This is a genomic window from Streptomyces sp. NPDC107575, assembly GCF_055657265.1.
Genome location: NZ_JBVKBG010000011.1, coordinates 119,840 through 139,095, shown reverse-complemented (window position 1 = coordinate 139,095; position 19,256 = coordinate 119,840). Strand labels below are relative to the sequence as shown.

General features: G+C 71.3%; 24 protein-coding genes. 12 read left to right on the top strand and 12 right to left on the bottom strand.

The genetic code is table 11. The features are described from left to right. Window position 1: 1 nt before the first annotated feature. Together ACZ7L4_RS39585 and ACZ7L4_RS39580 are read right to left on the bottom strand one after the other, a co-directional pair. Window positions 2–793 carry an ABC transporter ATP-binding protein gene (locus ACZ7L4_RS39585; RefSeq protein WP_472109907.1) on the bottom strand — a complete coding sequence of 264 codons (792 nt, stop codon included), beginning with the start codon at window positions 791–793 and terminating at the stop codon, window positions 2–4. Between the two features lie 10 nt (window positions 794–803). Next, the gene (locus tag ACZ7L4_RS39580; protein WP_472109906.1) at window positions 804–1,886 is read right to left on the bottom strand and encodes an RNA polymerase sigma factor; all 1,083 of its coding nucleotides are present in this window, start codon (window positions 1,884–1,886) and stop codon (window positions 804–806) included. A gap of 141 nt (window positions 1,887–2,027) precedes the next feature. Between ACZ7L4_RS39580 and ACZ7L4_RS39575 the strand changes: the two genes are divergently transcribed. Both ACZ7L4_RS39575 and ACZ7L4_RS39570 read left to right on the top strand, forming a co-directional pair. Further along, complete coding sequence (locus ACZ7L4_RS39575) at window positions 2,028–2,267, top strand: toxin-antitoxin system HicB family antitoxin (RefSeq protein ID WP_472109905.1); 240 nt, start codon at window positions 2,028–2,030, stop codon at window positions 2,265–2,267. Between the two features lie 55 nt (window positions 2,268–2,322). Beyond that, complete coding sequence (locus ACZ7L4_RS39570) at window positions 2,323–2,661, top strand: fic family toxin-antitoxin system, toxin component (RefSeq protein ID WP_450813302.1); 339 nt, start codon at window positions 2,323–2,325, stop codon at window positions 2,659–2,661. Between the two features lie 2 nt (window positions 2,662–2,663). Here the strand turns inward: ACZ7L4_RS39570 and ACZ7L4_RS39565 are convergent, their stop codons facing one another. From ACZ7L4_RS39565 to bioB, 4 genes are read right to left on the bottom strand one after another with little or no spacing between them, the layout of a single operon-like run. Next, window positions 2,664–3,362: a class I SAM-dependent methyltransferase gene (locus ACZ7L4_RS39565; RefSeq protein WP_472109904.1), complete on the bottom strand. Its 699-nt coding sequence runs from the start codon at window positions 3,360–3,362 to the stop codon at window positions 2,664–2,666. A gap of 28 nt (window positions 3,363–3,390) precedes the next feature. Next, a complete protein-coding gene (gene bioD, locus ACZ7L4_RS39560) occupies window positions 3,391–4,167 on the bottom strand; it encodes a dethiobiotin synthase (protein ID WP_472110022.1) in 777 nt (258 codons plus the stop codon). 8 nt (window positions 4,168–4,175) lie between these two features. Then, complete coding sequence (locus ACZ7L4_RS39555) at window positions 4,176–5,480, bottom strand: adenosylmethionine--8-amino-7-oxononanoate transaminase (protein WP_472109903.1); 1,305 nt, start codon at window positions 5,478–5,480, stop codon at window positions 4,176–4,178. After that, window positions 5,473–6,615 (bottom strand): biotin synthase BioB, encoded by a 1,143-nt coding sequence (bioB, locus tag ACZ7L4_RS39550; protein WP_472109902.1) that lies wholly within the window; start codon window positions 6,613–6,615, stop codon window positions 5,473–5,475. Before bioB ends, ACZ7L4_RS39555 begins: the two co-directional genes overlap by 8 nt. Window positions 6,616–6,784: 169 nt before the next feature. Between bioB and ACZ7L4_RS39545 the strand changes: the two genes are divergently transcribed. Beyond that, entirely contained in the window at window positions 6,785–7,954 is a 1,170-nt protein-coding gene (locus ACZ7L4_RS39545; RefSeq protein WP_472109901.1) for an 8-amino-7-oxononanoate synthase, read from the top strand. On the opposite strand, the gene ACZ7L4_RS39540 is transcribed toward ACZ7L4_RS39545, so the two are convergent. Both ACZ7L4_RS39540 and ACZ7L4_RS39535 read right to left on the bottom strand, forming a co-directional pair. Next, complete coding sequence (locus ACZ7L4_RS39540) at window positions 7,938–8,147, bottom strand: DUF397 domain-containing protein (RefSeq protein ID WP_450813220.1); 210 nt, start codon at window positions 8,145–8,147, stop codon at window positions 7,938–7,940. The two genes, ACZ7L4_RS39545 and ACZ7L4_RS39540, sit on opposite strands and share 17 nt — an antisense overlap. 50 nt (window positions 8,148–8,197) lie before the next feature. Further along, complete coding sequence (locus ACZ7L4_RS39535) at window positions 8,198–9,049, bottom strand: helix-turn-helix domain-containing protein (RefSeq protein WP_472109900.1); 852 nt, start codon at window positions 9,047–9,049, stop codon at window positions 8,198–8,200. A 284-nt stretch (window positions 9,050–9,333) separates the two neighbouring features. Between ACZ7L4_RS39535 and ACZ7L4_RS39530 the strand changes: the two genes are divergently transcribed. Beyond that, window positions 9,334–9,771, top strand: a complete 438-nt coding sequence (locus tag ACZ7L4_RS39530; protein ID WP_472109899.1) for an ATP-binding protein — start codon at window positions 9,334–9,336, stop codon at window positions 9,769–9,771. On the opposite strand, the gene ACZ7L4_RS39525 is transcribed toward ACZ7L4_RS39530, so the two are convergent. From ACZ7L4_RS39525 to ACZ7L4_RS39510, 4 genes are all read right to left on the bottom strand, one after another. Continuing rightward, on the bottom strand, window positions 9,755–10,228 hold the full coding sequence (locus tag ACZ7L4_RS39525) for a DUF6328 family protein (protein WP_472109898.1): 474 nt from the start codon (window positions 10,226–10,228) through the stop codon (window positions 9,755–9,757). The genes ACZ7L4_RS39530 and ACZ7L4_RS39525 overlap by 17 nt on opposite strands. A gap of 48 nt (window positions 10,229–10,276) precedes the next feature. After that, complete coding sequence (locus ACZ7L4_RS39520; protein ID WP_450813215.1) at window positions 10,277–10,750, bottom strand: C40 family peptidase; 474 nt, start codon at window positions 10,748–10,750, stop codon at window positions 10,277–10,279. 560 nt (window positions 10,751–11,310) lie between these two features. After that, a complete protein-coding gene (locus ACZ7L4_RS39515; protein ID WP_422479212.1) occupies window positions 11,311–11,619 on the bottom strand; it encodes a hypothetical protein in 309 nt (102 codons plus the stop codon). Between the two features lie 7 nt (window positions 11,620–11,626). Next, on the bottom strand, window positions 11,627–12,262 hold the full coding sequence (locus tag ACZ7L4_RS39510) for an ATP-dependent Clp protease proteolytic subunit (RefSeq protein WP_472109897.1): 636 nt from the start codon (window positions 12,260–12,262) through the stop codon (window positions 11,627–11,629). Between the two features lie 107 nt (window positions 12,263–12,369). Between ACZ7L4_RS39510 and ACZ7L4_RS39505 the strand changes: the two genes are divergently transcribed. The 8 genes from ACZ7L4_RS39505 to ACZ7L4_RS39470 all read left to right on the top strand — a co-directional run bounded on the left by ACZ7L4_RS39505 (window position 12,370) and on the right by ACZ7L4_RS39470 (window position 19,250). Continuing rightward, window positions 12,370–12,660: a type II toxin-antitoxin system Phd/YefM family antitoxin gene (locus ACZ7L4_RS39505; RefSeq protein WP_472109896.1), complete on the top strand. Its 291-nt coding sequence runs from the start codon at window positions 12,370–12,372 to the stop codon at window positions 12,658–12,660. Between the two features lie 211 nt (window positions 12,661–12,871). Then, window positions 12,872–13,174: an urease subunit gamma gene (locus ACZ7L4_RS39500; RefSeq protein ID WP_326020178.1), complete on the top strand. Its 303-nt coding sequence runs from the start codon at window positions 12,872–12,874 to the stop codon at window positions 13,172–13,174. A 16-nt stretch (window positions 13,175–13,190) separates the two neighbouring features. Beyond that, window positions 13,191–13,502 carry an urease subunit beta gene (locus tag ACZ7L4_RS39495; RefSeq protein ID WP_472109895.1) on the top strand — a complete coding sequence of 104 codons (312 nt, stop codon included), beginning with the start codon at window positions 13,191–13,193 and terminating at the stop codon, window positions 13,500–13,502. Beyond that, window positions 13,495–15,216: an urease subunit alpha gene (locus ACZ7L4_RS39490; protein ID WP_472109894.1), complete on the top strand. Its 1,722-nt coding sequence runs from the start codon at window positions 13,495–13,497 to the stop codon at window positions 15,214–15,216. Before ACZ7L4_RS39495 ends, ACZ7L4_RS39490 begins: the two co-directional genes overlap by 8 nt. A gap of 31 nt (window positions 15,217–15,247) precedes the next feature. Next, entirely contained in the window at window positions 15,248–15,922 is a 675-nt protein-coding gene (locus ACZ7L4_RS39485; RefSeq protein WP_472109893.1) for an urease accessory protein UreF, read from the top strand. Window positions 15,923–16,045: 123 nt separating this feature from the next. Beyond that, window positions 16,046–16,723, top strand: coding sequence for an urease accessory protein UreG (gene ureG, locus ACZ7L4_RS39480; protein WP_472110021.1), 678 nt, complete (start codon window positions 16,046–16,048; stop codon window positions 16,721–16,723). Next, on the top strand, window positions 16,720–17,484 hold the full coding sequence (locus ACZ7L4_RS39475) for an urease accessory protein UreD (protein WP_472109892.1): 765 nt from the start codon (window positions 16,720–16,722) through the stop codon (window positions 17,482–17,484). The genes ureG and ACZ7L4_RS39475 overlap by 4 nt, the downstream gene beginning before the upstream one ends. Window positions 17,485–17,633: 149 nt before the next feature. Further along, window positions 17,634–19,250, top strand: coding sequence for an alpha/beta hydrolase (locus ACZ7L4_RS39470; RefSeq protein WP_472109891.1), 1,617 nt, complete (start codon window positions 17,634–17,636; stop codon window positions 19,248–19,250). Window positions 19,251–19,256 lie beyond the last annotated feature (6 nt).

Here is a 19,256-nt window from a genome sequence, read left to right as displayed (position 1 = left end):
GCTACGCCCGGGGGCCCGGCTTCTCGGTGACGGCCTGACGCGCCACGTCGAACCGCTTCATGCGCTCCAGGACGGCCTCGGCGGTCGGCTCCCGCATCTCGTCCACGAGGCGGCCGTCACCGAGGAAGAGGACCAGGTCGGCGTGGGCGGCGGCGCCCGGGTCGTGGGTCACCATGACCACCGTCTGCCCCAGCTCGTCGACCGACTGGCGGAGGAATCCGAGGACTTCGAGCCCGGCCCGCGAGTCCAGGTTCCCCGTCGGCTCGTCCGCGAAGATCAGCTCGGGGCGCGCGGCGAGCGCCCGTGCGCACGCGACGCGCTGCTGCTGCCCGCCGGACAGCTGGGCGGGCCGGTGCTTCAGCCGGTCCCGCAGGCCGAGCGTGTCGATGACCTGCTCCAGCCACTTCTCGTCCGGGGCCTTGCCCGCGATGTCCATCGGCAGCGTGATGTTCTCCGCCGCGTTCAGCGTCGGGATCAGGTTGAAGGACTGGAACATGAAGCCCACGCGGTCGCGCCGCAGCCGCGTCAGGTCGCGCTCCTTCAGTCCCGTGATCTCCGTTTCCCCCAGCCAGACCTGGCCCGCCGAGACCGTGTCGAGTCCCGCCAGGCAGTGCATCAGCGTGGATTTGCCCGAGCCCGAGGGGCCCATCACGGCCGTGAACCTGCCGCGTGCGATGTCCACGTCCACCGCGTCGAGGGCGAGCACCTGCGTCTCGCCCGAGCCGTACGCCTTCGTCAGGCCCCTGGCCCGCGCGGCGACGGCGGCATCCTTGACCACACCCGTTCCCCCCACCCCAACTCCCTTACCTCGTAAGCCAGTTGCACATCGGACTCGAAGGCTCGACATCGGATTCCGAGGATAGTCGCTCGCTCTGACAACGGGCCTTCAGCGCGCGTCCACGCCGCTCCACTTCCAGCCGCACGCCGGACGCCGACACCCGCGGCGCGGACACGGAAGGCGCGGACACGGAAGGCAGGGATGCGGAAGGCACGGACACGGAAGGCAGAGGTACGGAAGGCAGCCACCGCGAAGGCGTGCCATCGGCGGGACTCGGGCTCGGGCTCCGGCTCGGTCTCGGGCTGGTGCGTTCGGACGGCACGGCGGCCTGTCGGTGGGCGGTCCGCGTCGCGCGGGCGTGCGGGAGCGCGGAAGCGGGGCGGGGAGCGTCGACGGGGCGCGCGTCCCCCGAGGGCGCCTCGGCCACCCGCGGCCGAGGCGCGGTGTGTTCGGCGGCGTACGGCAGCACGAACCCCGCCACCACCAGGCCCCCCGTCGCCGAGGACACCGCGACGGCCTGCGCGGGACCGCTCGCGACGAGCTTGCCGCGGCCCCACAGGAACGCCGCGAGGCCCAGCGTCCCGGCCAGGGTGGAGCGCAAGGTGCGCCTGGCCCGCGCGAGCAGCGACTCGACGGTCCGGTGGCCGAGCCGCATCCGCCCGGCCACCTCGCCCACGTCGAGGCCCTCGGACTTCAGCCGCAGCGCCTCGGCCTGGCGTTCGGGCAGCCGGGCGGTGCGGGCCGCCAGCCAGCGCGCCTCGTCCCGGTCGCACACGGCCTCGTCGACGGGCACCGGCCCGGGCGCCGTCAGCATCGGGCTGCGGTGCGCCTCGGCCTCCCGCGCGACCTGCCGGTGCCGGTCGGCGCAGAGCCGCATCGTCACCGTCGTGAGCCAGCCGCCGAGCCGCTCCTCGTCCAGGTCCGGCCGCTCCACCGCGCGCAGCATCGCCTCGTGCACCGCGTCCTCGGCGTCCTCCGGGGACGCGGTTCCGTGCCGGGCGGCCCTGAGCAGGTCCTCGCGGTGGCTCCAGACGCGCCGCCAGCGCTCGGGGTGCGGGCCGCGGCCCGCGGCGGCGTGCGCTGTGTCGTCCGGCCTGTCCATCGGCATGAGGGCCCCTTCGCGCTCATCCGCCGGTCCTGTCCCGTCCGGCCCGCGAGAGTACAGCCGGAGATCAAAGGTGGGGAGAGGCACAGACGATCGATCGTCCGCGCCTTGCCGGTGCTAGCGGAACGGCGCTAGCGTGGAGGCATGGCCAAGACGCAGCTGAACGTCAGGGTGGAAGAGGGCACCGCCCGCGCCGCCCGTGAGCGCGCGCTCGCCCAAGGGGTGAGCGTGAACCGGTACATCGAGGAACTGGTGCGGCGCGACGCGGGCGAGCAGGGCCGGCAGTTCGTCGACGCCGCCGCCGACTTCATGAAGCAGTACGAATCGGTGTTCGCCGAGGAGTTCGGCGCGGACACGGAAGGCCGGCGCCGTCCCGTTGAGTGAACCGCCACAGCCGTCACAGCCGCCCCATCTGACCATCGACCTCGCCTGGCTGCTCATGGTCGCCGAGCAGAAGACCCCCGGCGACCCGCAGGTCACCGACTGGGGCGCCCTGGTCTCGGCCGTCGCCCGCCACCGGGCCGCGATATTCGACGTGCCGGTGTACGACTCGCCGCACGCGCGCGCCGCCGCCCTCCTCCAACTCCTCATCCACGTACCGGCGTTGGAGCGCTCGAACGTGATGTACGCGACGGCCGTCGCCTACGCGTATCTCGTCGCCAGCGGGCTGAAGATCGTCACGTCGCCCGAGCAGATCCGCGATCTGGCGCGGCTGGTGAAGACGGGCACGGCGACGCTCGACGACATCGAGAAGGAACTGCGCACCTGGTGCCTGTGAGGCTACGCGCCGTCGCCGGGTTCCACGGGGCGCCTGGCCGTGCCCAGTACGCAGTACGACATCGGCTGCCGGGGCCCGTGCCCCGGCATCGTCAGCGTCCGGTGGGCGCCCAGCTCGAAGCCGGCCGCGCGCAGCGAGCCGAGGACGTCCCGCCGCAGATGGCAGCCGCCGACGCACAGGGGCCAGACGGTCCGGTCGAGGGCTCCCTGCACGAGGCGCATGCCGCGTCCCTCGGCCCGTACGTGTTCGAAGAACCGCACCTCACCGCCGGGGCGCAGCACGCGCCGCACCTCGCGCAGGGCGCGGTCCACACTCCGCACGCTGCACAGCACGGTGCTGAGCACCACGGCGTCGTACGCCTCGCTCTTCACGGGCAGCGCCTCCGCGACACCGGGCACGACGTCGACCGGCACGTCCACGCGCTGTGCCGCGTCGAGGGCGATCCGGCGCAGGGTGCGCTCCGGTTCGATGGCGACGACCTCGGAGACGGTGGCCGGGTAGTGCCCGAAACCGATCCCGGTCCCGGCCCCGATCTCCAGTACGCGCCCGGAGAGCCCGGCGACGAGCTCGCCGCGCACGGGGGCCATCATGGGCTCGACGCGCTCGATCACCTTCGCGTAGTACCGCGCGAACACGGGGTGCCGAACGGTGTCGCCGCGCGCCTTCGTCCTCCTGGCGAACACTGACTGTGCCTTGCCCACGATGACGCCTCCTCCGGGTGGCCGCCCCCTACCCTCCTTCTTGCCCGAACCCCGGTTCCGCGCACCCTTCACCAGGTCGCAGGCTCCCGGGAGCCGTGTGCCGTGCGAACTCCGGCCCGTCCCACACCCCGCCCAACTCCGGCCCCAGCCACGCCCCGGCCCCGGCCCGGAACGCCTCCGGCGACATCGCCCCGGCCCCCGCGGGCACCGCCCCCAGCAGTTCCGCGTCCGCCACCACCGGCAGGTCCGCGACATTGCAGCGCTCCGCGAGATCCGGCTCCCGGGGCCAGCTGCCGATGACGACGCCCGCCTGGCGAAGGCCGCGCGAGCGCAACGCCTCAGCCGTCAGCTGCACGGTGTTCAGCGTCCCGAGGCCCGCCGCCGCGACCACGAGGACCGGCGCCCCGAGCGGGCCCGCCACGTCCGCCAGCGTCGAGCCCTCCTCGTCGAGGCGCACGAGCAGGCCGCCCGCGCCCTCGACGAGCACGAGGTCGTGCGAGGCCGCCAACTTGTCGACGGCCTCGACGATCTGCGGCGGCCGCACCGGCGCGAGCCCCGCCCGCGCCGCCGCCGTCCCCGGCGCCAGCGGCTCCGGATACCGGGCCAGCTCGACGCCCGTCACCGCGTCCCCGGCGAGCCGCACCACCTCGTCCACGTCCCCCGGCTCCCCGGGTGCGACGCCCGTCTGCGCCGGTTTGAGCACGGCCACCGAACGCCCCGACCGCGCCGCGACGGCCGCAAGTGCGGCCGTCGTCACGGTCTTGCCGACCTCGGTCCCGGTCCCGGTCACCACCAGCACACCCACCGCGGCACTCACCCTTCCCTCGAAGTCGAAGCGGCCGCGGCGACCGCGCACACCGCACGGCCGATCCGGGCCACGTCCTCGTCGCCCGTCACATACGGCGGCATCGTGTAGACGAGGTCCCGGAACGGCCGCAGCCACACACCCTCCGCGACGGCGGCCCGCGTCGCCGCGGCCATGTCGACCTCGTGGTCGAGCTGCACGACACCGATGGCTCCCAGGACCCGTACGTCCCGAACCCCGGGCACGTCCCAGGCCGCTGACAGGGCGTCACTCAGCCCCGCCCCGATCCGCTTCACCTCACTGCGCCAGTCCTGCTCGAGCAGCACATCGATCGACGCGCACGCGACGGCCGACGCCAGCGGGTTCCCCATGAACGTCGGCCCGTGCGCGAGCACCGGCACCTCGCCGCGCGAGATCCCCTCGGCGACCCGCGGCGTGCACAGGGTCGCCGCCATCGTGAGATAGCCGCCGGTCAGCGCCTTCCCGACGCACATCACATCGGGCGACACCCCCGCGTGCCCGGCCGCGAACAGCTCACCGGTCCGCCCGAAGCCCGTGGCGATCTCGTCGAACACCAGCAGGACGTCGTGCGCGTCGCATGCCTCCCGCAGCACCCGCAGATACGCGGGGGAGTGGAACCGCATGCCGCCCGCGCCCTGCACCACCGGCTCCACGATCACGGCCGCCACCTCGTGCGCGTGCCGGCCGATCGCCTCCCGCAGCCGCTCCGCGTACGACTCGTCGTACGCGTCGAAACCGCTCGGCGGCTCGGGCACGAAGATCTGCTCCTGCAGCACACCCGCCCACAGCCCGTGCATCCCGCCCTGCGGGTCGCACACGGACATCGGCTGCCAGGTGTCACCGTGGTACCCGCCGCGCCACGTCAGCATCCGCCGCTTCTCGGGCCGGCCGAGCGAGCGCCAGTACTGCAGACACATCTTCAGTGCCACCTCGACCGACACCGATCCCGAGTCGGCGAGGAACACATGCTCCAGGCCCTCCGGCGACATGTCGACCAGGCGCTCCACGAGCCGTACCGCCGGCTCGTGCGTCAGACCGCCGAACATCACATGGCTCATCCGTCCCAACTGGCCGCGCGCCGCCTCGTCGAGGACCGGGTGACGGTAGCCGTGGATCGCCGACCACCACGACGACATGCCGTCCACCAGTTCGCCGTGCCCGGCGACCCGCAGCCGCACCCCGGCCGCCGACTCGACGACCAGGGGTGCCTGCGCGCCGGGCATCGGACCGTACGGGTGCCAGACGTGCCGCCGGTCCAGGTCGAGCAGTTCGGCCACGTTCAGCTCAGGCATTGGGCGCCAGATCCGTCCCAGCGCCCCGGCGGCGTACGGCGACGAGATCGGTGCGCGCCCCATCGGTGTCGACCTTGATTTCGGTCTCCGGCGACGCCGACGGCGCACACGTCGAACCGCAGCCACCCACCGCGCGGTGCTCCGGCAGGGTCACCTGCTCCGTGCCCTCCACCTCGAACCCGGCGTCCGCGATCATGTCCAGGTCGGTCTTCCCGGCCTGGCCCTCGCTGGTCAAGTAGTCGCCCAGGAAGATGGAGTTGGCGATGTGCAGCGCGAGCGGCTGCATCGACCGCAGGTGCACCTCGCGGCCGCCCGCGATCCGCACCTCCACGTCCGGGCACACGAACCGCACCATGGCCAGGATCCGCAGACACCGCTGCGGCGTCAGGTTCCACTCCTTGGCCAGGGGTGTCCCCTCGAACGGGATCAGGAAGTTCACCGGCACCGAGTCGGGGTCCAGTTCACGCAGCCCGTACACGACGTCGACCAGGTCCTCGTCGCGCTCGCCCATGCCCGCGATCAGGCCGGAACAGGCGGAAAGACCCGCTTCGTGCGCCTTCTTCACGGTGTCGACGCGGTCCGCGTAGGTGTGCGTCGTGGTGATGTCGCCGTACGTCGCCTCGGAGGTGTTGAGGTTGTGGTTGTACGCGTCGGCTCCCGCGCCGCGCAGCCGCTCCGCCTGGCCCTCGTCGAGGAGGCCGAGGCAGGCGCACACCTCCACGCCCTCGTTCTCGGACTTGATGGCGTCGATGGTCTTCGCGACCCGGTCCACGTCCTTGTCCGTGGGCCCGCGTCCGCTCGCCACCAGACACACCCGCTTGGCGCCGCCCGCGACCCCGGCGGCCGCCGCCTTCGAGGCCTCGTCGGGCTTCAGCCAGGTGTACTTGAGGATCTCCGCCTTCGAACCCAGGCGCTGCGAGCAGTACGAGCAGTCCTCCGGGCACAGGCCCGACTTGAGGTTCACCAGATAGTTGAGTTTCACCCGCCGCCCGAACCATTGGCGGCGCACCTTGCCGGCCGCGGCCACCACGTCGAGCAGTTCGTCGTCCGACGTCGCGAGTACCGCGAGCGCCTCTTCACGGCTCGGCAGTTCGCGCCGAAGCCCCTTGTCCACCAGCGTGTTCAGCAGGTCCATGGGCCCTGATCCTTACCTATCCCGTGCTCCCGGGGAAAGGAGACTCTCTACAAAGGACGGCGTACGTCGTGTGGGTATTGCCACACCCTGCCCGAGTGGCGCGGGCGCTAGTGTCTGTGCATTACCTACAAAGCACCGCTCACCCGTCGCCGGACTCGCAGAGGGACACATGGCCACGCCCCACACACCCGCGTTCGGCTGGATCGGCGCACAGCGGCGCGCCCGCGAGGCCGCGGGACTCGTCCGCACCCTGCGCCCGCGCCCCGCGGACAACCCGGTGCTCGACCTCGCGAGCAATGACTATCTGGGCCTCGCCCGGCACTCCGAGGTCGTCGAGGGCGCGGCCGAGGCGGCGCGCCGGTGGGGCGCGGGGGCCACCGGGTCCCGCCTGGTGACGGGCAGCACCGAGCTGCACGCCCGACTGGAGCGGGAACTCGCCGAGTTCTGCGGCTTCGAGGCGGCCCTCGTGTTCTCCTCGGGGTACGCGGCGAACCTCGCGGCCGTCACCGCGCTCGCGCCGCACGGGTCACTGATCGTGTCCGACGCGGGCAACCACGCCTCGCTGATCGACGGGTGCCGGCTCGCCCGGGGCGCCACCCAAGTGGCTCCGCACGCGGACCCGGAAGCCGTCCGCAAGGCACTCGGCACGCATGAAGGCCCGGCCGTAGTCGTCACCGACTCGGTGTTCTCGGTCGACGGCGACCGCGCGCCCGTGGTCGAACTGGCGCAGGCGGCAAGGGAGTTCGGGGCGGGACTGATCATCGACGACGCACACGGGCTCGGTGTCGTGGGCCCCGGCGGGCGCGGTGTCCCGTACGAGGCGGGCCTCGCGGGCGCCGCGGACACCGTCGTCAGTGTCACCCTGTCCAAGTCGCTCGGCAGTCAGGGCGGCGCGGTCCTCGGCCCGGCCCATGTCATCGACCATCTCGTCAACGCGGCCCGCACGTTCATCTTCGACACGGGCCTCGCCCCTGCCGCGTGCGGTGCGGCCCTCGCGGCGCTGCGACTGCTGCGCCGCGAACCCGAACGTGCCGCGCGCGCACGGCACGTGGCGACGACCATGCATCAACTACTCGCAGGTGAAGGCCTGTTGGCGGTGCGCCCCGACGCGGCGGTCGTCTCCGTGCGCGCCCCCTCGCCCGACGCGGCCGTCCGCTGGGCGGCCGACTGCCGGGACGCCGGGCTCTCCGTGGGGTGCTTCCGGCCGCCCTCCGTGCCCGACGGCATCGCACGGCTGCGGCTGACCGCCCGCGCCGACCTCACGGAGACCGAGGTCGCCGAGGCCGTCCGGGTGATCAGCCGCACCGCCCCCAAGGGGGCGTCTACCGCAGGGAGTTGACGAAGCTCCGCCATGTCTCGGACGTGAACAGGAGCGCGGGTCCCGCCGTGTGCTTGGAGTCGCGGACGGCCAGCAGGCCGGTCGTCACGCTCGTCCTCAACGGGGCTGTCTCCACGCAGTTGTTGGCGCCCGTGCTGCGGCTGCTGCGCCGCCATCGGACTCCGCTCAGCGACGTACTGCAGGCAATGGTCATGGTGCCTCCTCACGCGGTGCCGGCGCACGACGAGGTGTCGGCGTCCTCGCTTACCCGGCAATCTTTGCGATGAATTCCAGTGAATCCTCGGGTGACCTGGCATGGAGCAGAAGAGCGTCAAAGGCGTCCGTGTACGCCTTGAGGTCTTCTTTCCGTTCGAGGTAGAGGCTACTCGTCAAATGGTCGAGAACAACCACATCCAGATCAGATGTGTTCGGAAAAGAGAACACAACGAAAGGTCCCGTCAGGCCGATATGACCTCCTGACGAGAACGGAAGCACGTGGATCCGGACATGCGGCATGGACGCCGCCTCGGCCAGATGTGTCAACTGCCGCCGCAGCACACCGCTCCCGCCCACCTCCCTGCGCAGCACCGCCTCGTCGAGCACGGCGGTGAGCCGCAGCGGCGGCTCGGCGCGCAGCACGTCCTGGCGTGCGAGCCGCACCTCCACCAGGGCGTCGATGTGCCGGTCCGGCGCCCCGTTCAGCACCGAACGTGTCACCGCGTGCGCGTACTCGGGTGTCTGCAGAAGCCCTGGTACGACGCTCGTCTCCAGAGTCCTGATGCGGCACGCCTGGGACTCGAGACTGATGAAATCGCGGTACGCGGGCGGCAGCAGACCGCGGTACGCGTGCCACCAGTGGTGCCCGCCCGCCTCGTCACCGCCGGCCAACGCGACCACCAGCTCGCGCAGTCGGGGGTCGCGGGCCTCGAAGGCGTCGAGCAGCCGCAGCACGTCCGAAGGCTTCACGCCACTGCGCCCTGTCTCGATCCTGCTCACCTTCGACTGGTGCCAGCCGACGAGCCGGGCCGCCTCCCCGCTCGTGAGGCCGGCCTGGACGCGCAGCGTCCGCAATTCGGCACCGAGCTTGCGGCGGCGTACCGCGGGACCGTATTTCATGGAGGACTCCTCGGGCTCCTCGCGCCACCCGGCCGGGCTCCCTCCCGGCCCGCACGGGACGCGTGTCTGAGCCGACGGTAGAGGACGCGGCGTGCCCCGGCCCAAATACGGTCTACCGTCGCAGAGTTCACCGCATCGAGCGACAGATATATGCATATCTTGGGGGATCGGCACCACACTGGTAGGTCCAAGTGGCAATCTGGCGCGAAGCAGTTGCCGGGGCCCGCGCGCGAGCGATCCGCGAGGCCGGACGAGCCACCTCGGCGGGAAAGGGACACGTCGCCATGGCAGACCACCAGGAAGCATCCGTCACGCTGCCGAGCGATCCCGCCTCGGTCTCGGCCGCCCGCAGGTATGTCGCCTCCGTGCTCGCGGAGTGGGGCATGGCATCGGGGAGCGACGCGGCGGACACCGTCCGCCTGATCGTGTCCGAACTCGCGACGAACGCGGTGCAGCACACCCTCGGGCAGTCGCCCACGTTCACCGTCGACATGGAGCTGGAGCGCGACGAGCAGCTGCGCATCGGCGTCACCGACAGCCATCCCCGCTACCCCAAGCGGCTGCCGGCCGCGGTCCAGCAGGACAACGGGCGGGGGATGGTCATCATCCGCTGTCTCACCGCGGAGTGCGGCGGCACCCTGACGGTGCGCCCGACCCCGGAGGGCGGCAAGACGGTGTGGATCACGCTGCCGTGGGCCGCCCCGGTCAGCCGTCCCGCCTGAGGACGGCCCGCCGCATCAGCCACGGGAGCAGTCCCCACAGCCCCGTACAGACGCAGAACGCCCCGGCGCCCGCGGCGATGCCACCGGCCCTGCCGACCGTCACGTCGACCACGAGCAGCACGGACCCGCTCAGCGCGAGCACGAGCGCCGCCATCCCGTACGCCGCGAGCCGCGAGGACACCCGCACGATCAGCCGCTTCGCGCCGAGTTGGAACAGCACCCGGTGCACCGCGGCCGGCGCCGTGAACAGCGCGGCCGCGATGACCGTGAGAAGCAACGTCGTGACATAGGTGGTCCGTTGGACCGTGTCGAGCGACGGGAAGCGGGGGGTGAACGCGAGTGTCAGCAAGAACGCGAACAGGAACTGCACGCCGGTCTGGGTGACCCGGAGCTCCTGAAGGAGTTCCCCGAAGTTCCGATCGGCGCGTTCCAGCGGCGTCTCGTTGCGCTCATGCATCCCCTACGAGTATCCGCTCGGGGCCCGCTCAAGCGCGAGCTCGGCGGCTCACCGCACTCGGCCGTAGGACACGCTGTTCGTCCAGATCCGCTCCAGACGGACTACGGACCCGGTCTTCGGGGAGTGCCAGATGCGGCCGTTGCCGGCGTAGATGCCGACGTGGTAGATGCTCCGGCCGGAGCGGAAGAACACCAGGTCACCGCGTGTGCGATGGGACCTGGAGATGTGCTTGGTCTTGTTGTACTGCTGGGCCGCCGTGCGCGGCAGCTTCTTTCCCGCCCGCTTGAACGAGTAGAGCGTGAGGCCGGAGCAGTCGAACCGGTGCGGCCCCGCGGCGCCCCACTTGTACGGTGCACCCTTCTTGGACGCGGCGACCTTCAGTGCCTTGACGGATGCCGTTGCCGCCGATGCCTCGGATGCGGCGCCGGGGACCATGAGTCCAGCGCCGGCGACGGCGAGGGAGAGGGCGGAGGCGGTGCCCGCCCGGGTCAGCAGCGACGGAACACGATTCAGCGCAGTCATGCGCAACCCTTCGTCAACCGCCTGTGAAGGATGACCTGTCGGGTTCGGGTGGCGAAGTTGCCCGGCCGCATGGTGCGGCTTCACCCCAAGGGCCGTCCGGCGCGGCCTGAAGTCGAGGCGCGTCGGGGGCCCGTCGTGCTCGGGTCCTCCACTCCTGCCGATGCACTCCTGTCGACCTGGCATCCGCACGGCGGCAGGACTCGGCGTCCGTGCGGACCGCCCCGCCGCGGCGGCGGGGGCTTGTCGTCGCAACGGATCTTCACGCACGGCAGCGGCGAAAACCGAGTTGAACCGGCGGTAAGTGAGGCTCGTCACGCTTGACCCGTTCGGGTGGACGCTGCGGCTTTCGCCCCTGCCCGACGAGGCCCGACGAGCCCCGTACCAGGGGCGGAAGGCCACATTCCGGCGGCCTCCTACGGCTCGTGCGCAACTTTGCCGGGCTCATTTCCGTACTGGAGGCTAGGCCGTCCGAGGTACCCCATCCGGGTCGTTTGGGTCGCGGCGTGGCGGCTCGGGATGTCCCGTGAGCGGTCTGCGACTTCGGTTGACTCGAACCGACTTCAACCGACCGGTTCTGAAGGAAGCGTGACGCGATTGGTGCGCCGCTCCCCGTCCAGGACGCGCAGCGCCCGCGCCAGCGTGCTCGCGTGCACCCGGCTCTCGCCCCTCTGGTGCATCAGGTTCAGCGCGTCCCGCAGTTCGACGGCCCGGCTCACCAGCGCCTGCGCCGCGCGCAGTCCGCTGTAGGTGTCGTCGCCCCGGGCGGGGTTGATCCGCGCGATGAGGTCGACCACCTCCAGATAGCGGTCCACGAGCTCGCACTCGGCGCGAGTCATCGCGGGCAGCGGCGGCAGTTCGGGCGGATACATCGGCCGATCACCTCGCGCCGGGGGAGCGCAGCGTGGCGGTGCGGTTCTCGACGACGTGGTCCACCAGGCCGTACTCCAGCGCCTGTTCGGCCGTCAGCACGGTGTCCCGCTCGATGTCCGCGCCGACCTGTGCCTTGCTGCGCCCGCTGTGCCGGGCGAGCAGCTCCTCCAACTGGTCGCGCATGCGCGTGAGTTCACTCGCGTAGATCTCCAGGTCGCTCGGCTGGCCCTGGGCCGGCTCGGGCAGCGAGGGCTGGTCGATCACCACGCGCGCGCCGGGCAGCGTCATCCGCTTGCCCGGCGTCCCCGCCGCGAGCAGCACGGCGGCCACGGACGAGCACTGCCCCAGGCAGGTCGTGGCGACGTCGCAGCCGACGAACTGCATCGTGTCGTAGAGCGCGGTCATCGCGCTGAACGAGCCGCCCGGCGAGTTGATGTACAGGGAGATGTCCCGGTCGGGGTCCTGGTGCTCGAGGTGCATGAACTGCGCCATCACATCGTTCGCCGAGATGTCGTCGATCGGCGTCCCGAGGAAGACGATCCGCTCTTCCAGAAGCTTCGAGTACGGGTCGAGGGTGCGACTGCCCGAACTGGTGCGCTCGGTGAACTCGGGCAGAACGTAGCGGCCGGACGGACGGGGCATGGTGCCTCCTCAAGACGCTGCTTCAAGACCTGGCTGCATGCAGTACCTGGCTTCAGTACCCGCTTCTCCAAAAATGTACAGGACGTACATGACGTACGATGGTGAGCATGGGCTACGAGATTCCGGTGACGCAAGCCAGGGCTGAGCTCGCCGACCTGATCAACCGCGTCGTGTACGGCGGGGAGCGCGTGGTCGTCACCCGGCACGGCAAGCCGCTCGTCGCCCTGGTCTCGGCCGCCGACCTGGAGCGACTCGAGGCGATGGGGGAGCCCGCGGGGGACTCCGTGGATGAACCTGTGATCACGTCTGTGTCACGGATTGGCTCCCTGGCGTCCGCTCCAGGCGAACAGCAAAGGTTCGGTATTGCCGCCGAGCACCGCGGTCCGGAGATCAGGTAGCGCGGTCGGCGTTCAGCAATAAGACGGTCAAGCGTCGGTTAACGCCGTTGAAACTCCGCTCAATTAGCCTTCAGTCCCAGGTCATCGACCCCTTTTAGGGGCAGGGGTCCGCACAGGTGTCCGTATTCCTTGTGTGTTACATCTAGACCCGTCGCGGTGGCCGCGGCAGCCGAGCCCGCACGGCTCGGCATGAAGGACTGTGAGGTGGATCGTGCAACTGACCCCGCACGAGCAGGAAAGACTGCTCATCCATGTGGCATCCGACGTCGCCGAGAAGCGTCGGGCCCGGGGTCTCAAGCTCAATCATCCCGAGGCGGTCGCGCTGATCACCTCGCACATTCTCGAAGGTGCCCGGGACGGGCGCACGGTCGCCGAACTCATGGCGTCCGGCCGCAAGTTGCTCACCCGTGACGACGTCATGGACGGCATCCCCGAGATGATCCACGACGTGCAGGTCGAGGCGACGTTCCCGGACGGCACCAAGCTCGTCACCGTCCACGAGCCGATCGTCTGACGGGGGAGCGGAAGCCATGATTCCCGGAGAGATCCTCTTCGCCGACGAACCCGTCGTGTACAACGAGGACCGCGACGTCATACGTATGACGGTCCTCAACTCCGCCGACCGCCCCATCCAGGTCGGCTCCCACTACCACTTCTACGAGGCCAACCCCGGCCTCGACTTCGACCGCGCCGCCGCCCGCGGCAAGCGGCTGAACATCGCCGCGGGCACCGCCGTTCGCTTCGAGCCCGGCATCCCCGTCGACGTCGAACTCGTAGCCCTCGCAGGCAACCGCATCGTCACCGGCCTGCGCGGCGAGACCGGAGGTGCCCTCGATGCCTGAGCTGTCCCGTGCCGCCTACGCCGATCTGTTCGGCCCCACCGCGGGCGACCGCATCCGGCTCGCCGACACCGACCTGCTCGTCGAGATCGAGGAGGACCGCTCCGGCGGCCCCGGCCTCTCCGGCGACGAGGCGGTCTTCGGCGGCGGCAAGGTCATCCGCGAGTCGATGGGCCAGTCGCGCGCCACGCGCGCCGACGGCACCCCGGACACGGTCATCACCGGTGCCGTGATCATCGACCACTGGGGCATCGTCAAGGCCGACATCGGCATCCGCGACGGCCGCATCACGGCGATCGGCAAGGCCGGCAACCCGGACACGATGGACGGCGTCCACCCCGACCTCGTCCTCGGCCCGGACACCGAAGTCATCGCGGGCAACGGCAAGATCGTCACCGCGGGCGGCATCGACACCCACATCCACTTCATCTCGCCGACCCAGTTCGACGAGGCCCTCGCCTCCGGTGTCACCACGCTGGTGGGCGGCGGCACGGGCCCCGCGGAGGGCTCCAAGGCGACCACCATCACCCCCGGCTCCTGGCACCTCGCCCGGATGTTCGCGGCGATGGAGAACAGCCCGGTCAACATCGGCTTCCTCGGCAAGGGCAACACCATGTCGAAGGACTCGATGCGCGCCCAGCTGCGCGGCGGCGCCATCGGCTTCAAGATCCACGAGGACTGGGGCGCGACCCCGGCCGTGATCGACGCCTGCCTCGACATCTGTGAGGAGTCCGGCGTCCAACTCGCCATCCACTCCGACACGTTGAACGAGGCGGGCTTCGTCCAGGACACCTTCGACGCGGTCGCCGGGCGAACCCTGCACGCGTTCCACGTCGAGGGCGCGGGCGGCGGGCACGCGCCCGACATGATCACCGCGGTGTCGCTGCCCAACATGCTGCCGTCGTCCACGAACCCGACCCGGCCGCACACCGTCAACACCGTCGAGGAACACCTCGACATGCTGATGGTCTGCCACCACCTCAACCCGGCGGTGCCCGAGGACCTGGCCTTCGCCGAGTCCCGGATCCGGCCCACCACCATCGCGGCCGAGGACATCCTGCACGACCTCGGCGCCATCTCCATCATGTCCTCGGACTCGCAGGCCATGGGCCGCGTCGGCGAGGTCATCATGCGGACCTGGCAGACCGCGCACGTGATGAAGCGCCGCCGCGGCTTCCTGCCCGGCGACACCCGCGCCGACAACGCGCGGGCCCGCCGCTACGTCGCCAAGTACACGATCAACGCCGCCGTTTCGCAGGGCATCGACCACGAGGTCGGCTCCGTCGAGCCCGGCAAGCTCGCCGACCTGGTGCTCTGGGACCCGAAGTTCTTCGGCGTGAAGCCGCAGCTCGTCGTCAAGGGCGGACAGATCGCGTACGCGCAGATGGGCGACGCCAACGGGTCGATCCCGACGCCGCAGCCGGTGCTGCCGCGCCCGATGTACGGGGCGTACGGCAAGGCGCCGCAGGCCAACTCGGTCAACTTCACCAGCGAGTGGGCGATCGAGGACGGGCTGCCGGAGCGGCTCGGGCTCGGGCGCTCGTTCGTGCCGATCCACTCCACCCGTGGCCGCGGCAAGTCCGACATGGTCAACAACGACGCCCTGCCGCGCGTCGAGGTCGCGGCCGACTCGTTCGCCGTGACCATCGACGGCGAGCTCGTCGAGCCCGCTCCCGCCGCCGAACTGCCGCTCGCGCAGCGGTACTTCCTGTTCTGATGCGGACTGGCACGAGCCGGGCGCGTACGTCATGACGCGCGCCGCACTGCTCGTCCTGGCCGACGGCCGCTTTCCCGCCGGAGGGCACGCGCACTCCGGTGGGGCGGAGGCCGCCGTCAAGGCGGGCCGCATCACCGACGCGGCGAGCCTGGAGGAGTTCTGCCGGGGCCGCCTGCACACCAGCGGCGCCGTGACCGCTGCCCTCGCCGCGGCGGCCGCGCTCGGCATCGACCCCGGCACGCTCGACACGGCGGCCGACGCACGGACGCCGTCGGCCGCGCTGCGGGTCGTCGCGCGCAAGCTCGGCCGGCAGATGATGCGGGCCGCGCGTGCCACCTGGCCGCATCCCGAACTCGACGCCCTGGCACGGCAGTTCCCCAAGGGGGCGCACCAGCCCGTCGTGCTCGGGCTCGCCGCGCGCGCCGCGGGGCTCGGGGCGGAGGACGCCGCGTACTGCTCCGCGTACGAAGGGGTGGGTGGGGCCGCCACCGCCGTGGTGCGGTTGCTGAGCCTCGACCCGTTCGACGCCACCGGGGTGCTGGCGAGGCTCGCGCCCGAGGTCGACCGGGTGGTGGCCGATGCCGTGGAGGCGGCCGGGCGGGCCGTCGAGCTCGGTGTCGACGCGTTGCCCGCCGGGTCCGCGCCGCTGCTGGAGATCGGGGCCGAGGCGCATGCGGCTTGGCCCGTGCGGCTGTTCGCGTCCTAGATGTCGTCGACCCGCCGCACCCCGGGGGCTTCGCCCCCGGACCCCCCTTGTCCTCAATCGCCGGACGGGCTGGTCGCTACGCCAGTCGGAACGGCGAATCCTCACCTTGGAGCCGTGATTTCTATGCACCTTGGACACCACCACGACGAAGCCTCCGCCGTCTCCGCCGACGCCCACCGGCCCGACGGTACCCGGCGCGCGCTGCGGATCGGGCTCGGTGGGCCCGTCGGTTCGGGCAAGACGGCGACCGTCGCCGCGCTGTGCCGCGCGCTGCGCGAGGAGCTCTCGCTCGCCGTCGTCACGAACGACATCTACACCCGCGAGGACGCCGCCTTCCTGCTGCGCGAGGCCGTACTGCCGCCCGAGCGGATCACCGCCGTGGAGACGGGCGCCTGCCCGCACACCGCGATCCGCGACGACATCTCCGCGAACCTGGAGGCCGTCGAGGACCTGGAGGACGAGGTCGGCCCGCTCGACCTGATCCTCATCGAGTCCGGCGGCGACAACCTCACCGCCACCTTCTCCAAGGGCCTCATCGACGCGCAGATCTTCGTGATCGACGTCGCCGGCGGCGACGACATCCCGCGCAAGGGCGGCCCCGGCGTCACCACCGCCGACCTGCTCGTCATCAACAAGACCGACCTCGCCCCGTACGTCGGCTCCGACCTCGCCCGGATGGAGGCCGACGCCAAGGAGGCGCGCGCCGAGCTCCCCGTCGTGCTGCAGTCCCTGCGCTCCGAGGTCGGCGTCGGGGACGTCGCGGCCTGGGTGCGCTCGCAGCTCGCCGCGTGGACCGCGTGAGCGCCGGAGTCCGGTCCACCGCCCGGATCGTCGCGCGCGGCGACGGCCGGGGCGGGACCGCGCTGCCCGTCATGGCGGGCGAGGGCTCGTTCGCGCTGCGCCGCACGCGCGGCGCGGCGCCCGCCGAGTCCCGGGTGATGCTCGTCGGCGCCATGAGCGGACCGCTCGGCGGCGACCACCTCACCGTGGAGGCCCGTGCAGAGGAGGGCGCCCATCTGCACGTGGGCTCCATCGCCGCGACCATCGCGCTGCCGGGCCAGGCCAAGGACCCCGCCCACTACGACGTACGGATCGAGGTCGCCGACGGGGCCCGCCTCGACTGGCTGCCGGAACAGCTGATCTCGGCGGGCGGAAGCGATCTGCGGGTCCACACGCGCGCCGAACTCGCTCCGGGCGCGCGGCTCGTGCTGCGCGAGGAGCAAGTGCTCGGACGCGTGGCGGAGGAGCCCGGCCGGCTCACCAGCCGGCTCACCGTGTACCGGGCGGGGCGCCCGCTGCTCGACCAGGAGCTGGCGTGCGGCCCGGGCGCGCCCGGTGGCTGGGACGGCCCCGCCGTGCTCGCCGGGCACCGGGCACTCGGCCAACTGATCGTCGTACGCCCGGAATTCGAGACGGAGAAGCCGTCCGCCGCGCTGCTCGACGAGACCGGAACGGCCTCGCTCACGCCGCTGGCGGGCCCTGCCGTGCTGGTCACGGCGGTGGCGCCGGACGCCCTGCGGCTGCGCAGGACGCTCGACGAGGCGTTGGGCCGACTGGCCTGATCCGCTCACCGGGCGAGTTATACCGTTTATCGGATTGGTAAAGAACACCCGATGTCTCTGTTGTCAGGGGCACTGCACGCGTCAGGATCCGCGTACCGATCAGCAACACGATCGACGTACGGATCGAATCGATGTGCGGGAGGCCTGACTTGAGACGGACCAGACAGACAGCGCGCGGCAGCCGGAAGGCGGTGATCGGCTCCGCGGGCGCGTTCGCCGCGGCGGCGCTGATAGCGGGCGCGGTCACCGCCCCCGCCGCCCAGGCCGACGCCCAGAAGTCCGGTGCGAGCACCGCCAATCTGCAGGCGCGCGGCGCCGCCCTCGCCGCCGCCAGGGCCGCGAAGACCGGCATCGACTGGAAGGACTGCCCCGCGGACTGGGGCATCGCCAAGCCCATCCAGTGCGGCTGGGTCAGCGTGCCGCTCGACTACGCGAAGCCGAACGGCAAGCAGATCAAGCTCGCCGTCGACCGCATCGGCAACACCGGCACCAAGGACGAGCGCCAGGGCTCCCTCGTCTACAACCCGGGCGGCCCCGGCGGCTCCGGCATGCGCTTCCCGACGCGCGTGACCACCAAGAACCCGATCTACGCGAAGATGGCGAAGGCCTACGACTTCGTCGGGTTCGACCCGCGCGGCGTCGGCCACTCCGCGCCGATCTCCTGCGTCGACCCGCAGGAGTACGTCAAGGCGCCGAAGGCCGACCCGGTGCCCGACTCCGAGGCCGACAAGCTCGCGCAGCGCAAGCTGGCCAAGGAGTACGCGGACGGCTGCTACGAGAAGAGCGGCGAGATGCTGCCGCAGATGACGACGCCGAACACCGCGCGCGACCTCGACGTCATCCGTGCCGCCCTCGGCGAGAAGAAGCTCAACTACCTGGGCGTCTCCTACGGCACCTACCTGGGCGCCGTCTACGGCACGCTCTTCCCGGGCCACGTCCGCCGCATGATCGTCGACAGCGTGGTCAACCCGGCGAAGGACAACATCTGGTACCAGGCCAACCTGAACCAGGACATCGCCTTCGAGGGCCGCTGGAAGGACTGGCAGGACTGGGTCGCCAAGAACGACTCGACCTACCACCTCGGCGACACCCGCGCCAAGGTGCAGCAGCAGTGGGAGACGCTGCGCGCCGCCGCGAAGAAGAACCCCATCGGCGGGGTCGTCGGCCCGGCCGAACTGATCGCCTTCTTCCAGAGCGCGCCGTACTACGACTCGGCGTGGGTGCCCACCGCCCAGGTGTGGAGCAAGTACGTCGCCGGTGACACGCAGGCGCTCGTCGACGCCGCCGCCCCCGACATGTCGGACACCGCGGGCAACGCCTCCGCGGAGAACGGCAACGCCGTCTACACGGCCGTCGAGTGCGCCGACGCCAAGTGGCCCACCAGCTGGTCGAAGTGGGACAAGGACAACACCGAGCTCCACAAGAAGTACCCGTTCATGACGTGGTCCAACGCGTGGATGAACCTGCCCTGCGCCACCTGGAAGACCAAGCAGCAGACGCCGCTGGACGTGAAGACCGGCAAGGGCCTGCCGCCGGTTCTCATCGTGCAGTCCGAGCGTGACGCCGCCACCCCGTACGAGGGCGCCGTCGAGCTGCACAAGAAGTTCAAGGGCTCCCGCCTGATCACCGAGAAGGACGCGGGCTCGCACGGTGTCACCGGTCTCACGAACCCCTGCATCAACGACCGGGTCGACACCTACCTGCTCACCGGCAAGACCGACAGCAAGGACGTGACGTGCGCCCCGCACGCCACGCCCAAGCCGTAGCCGTAG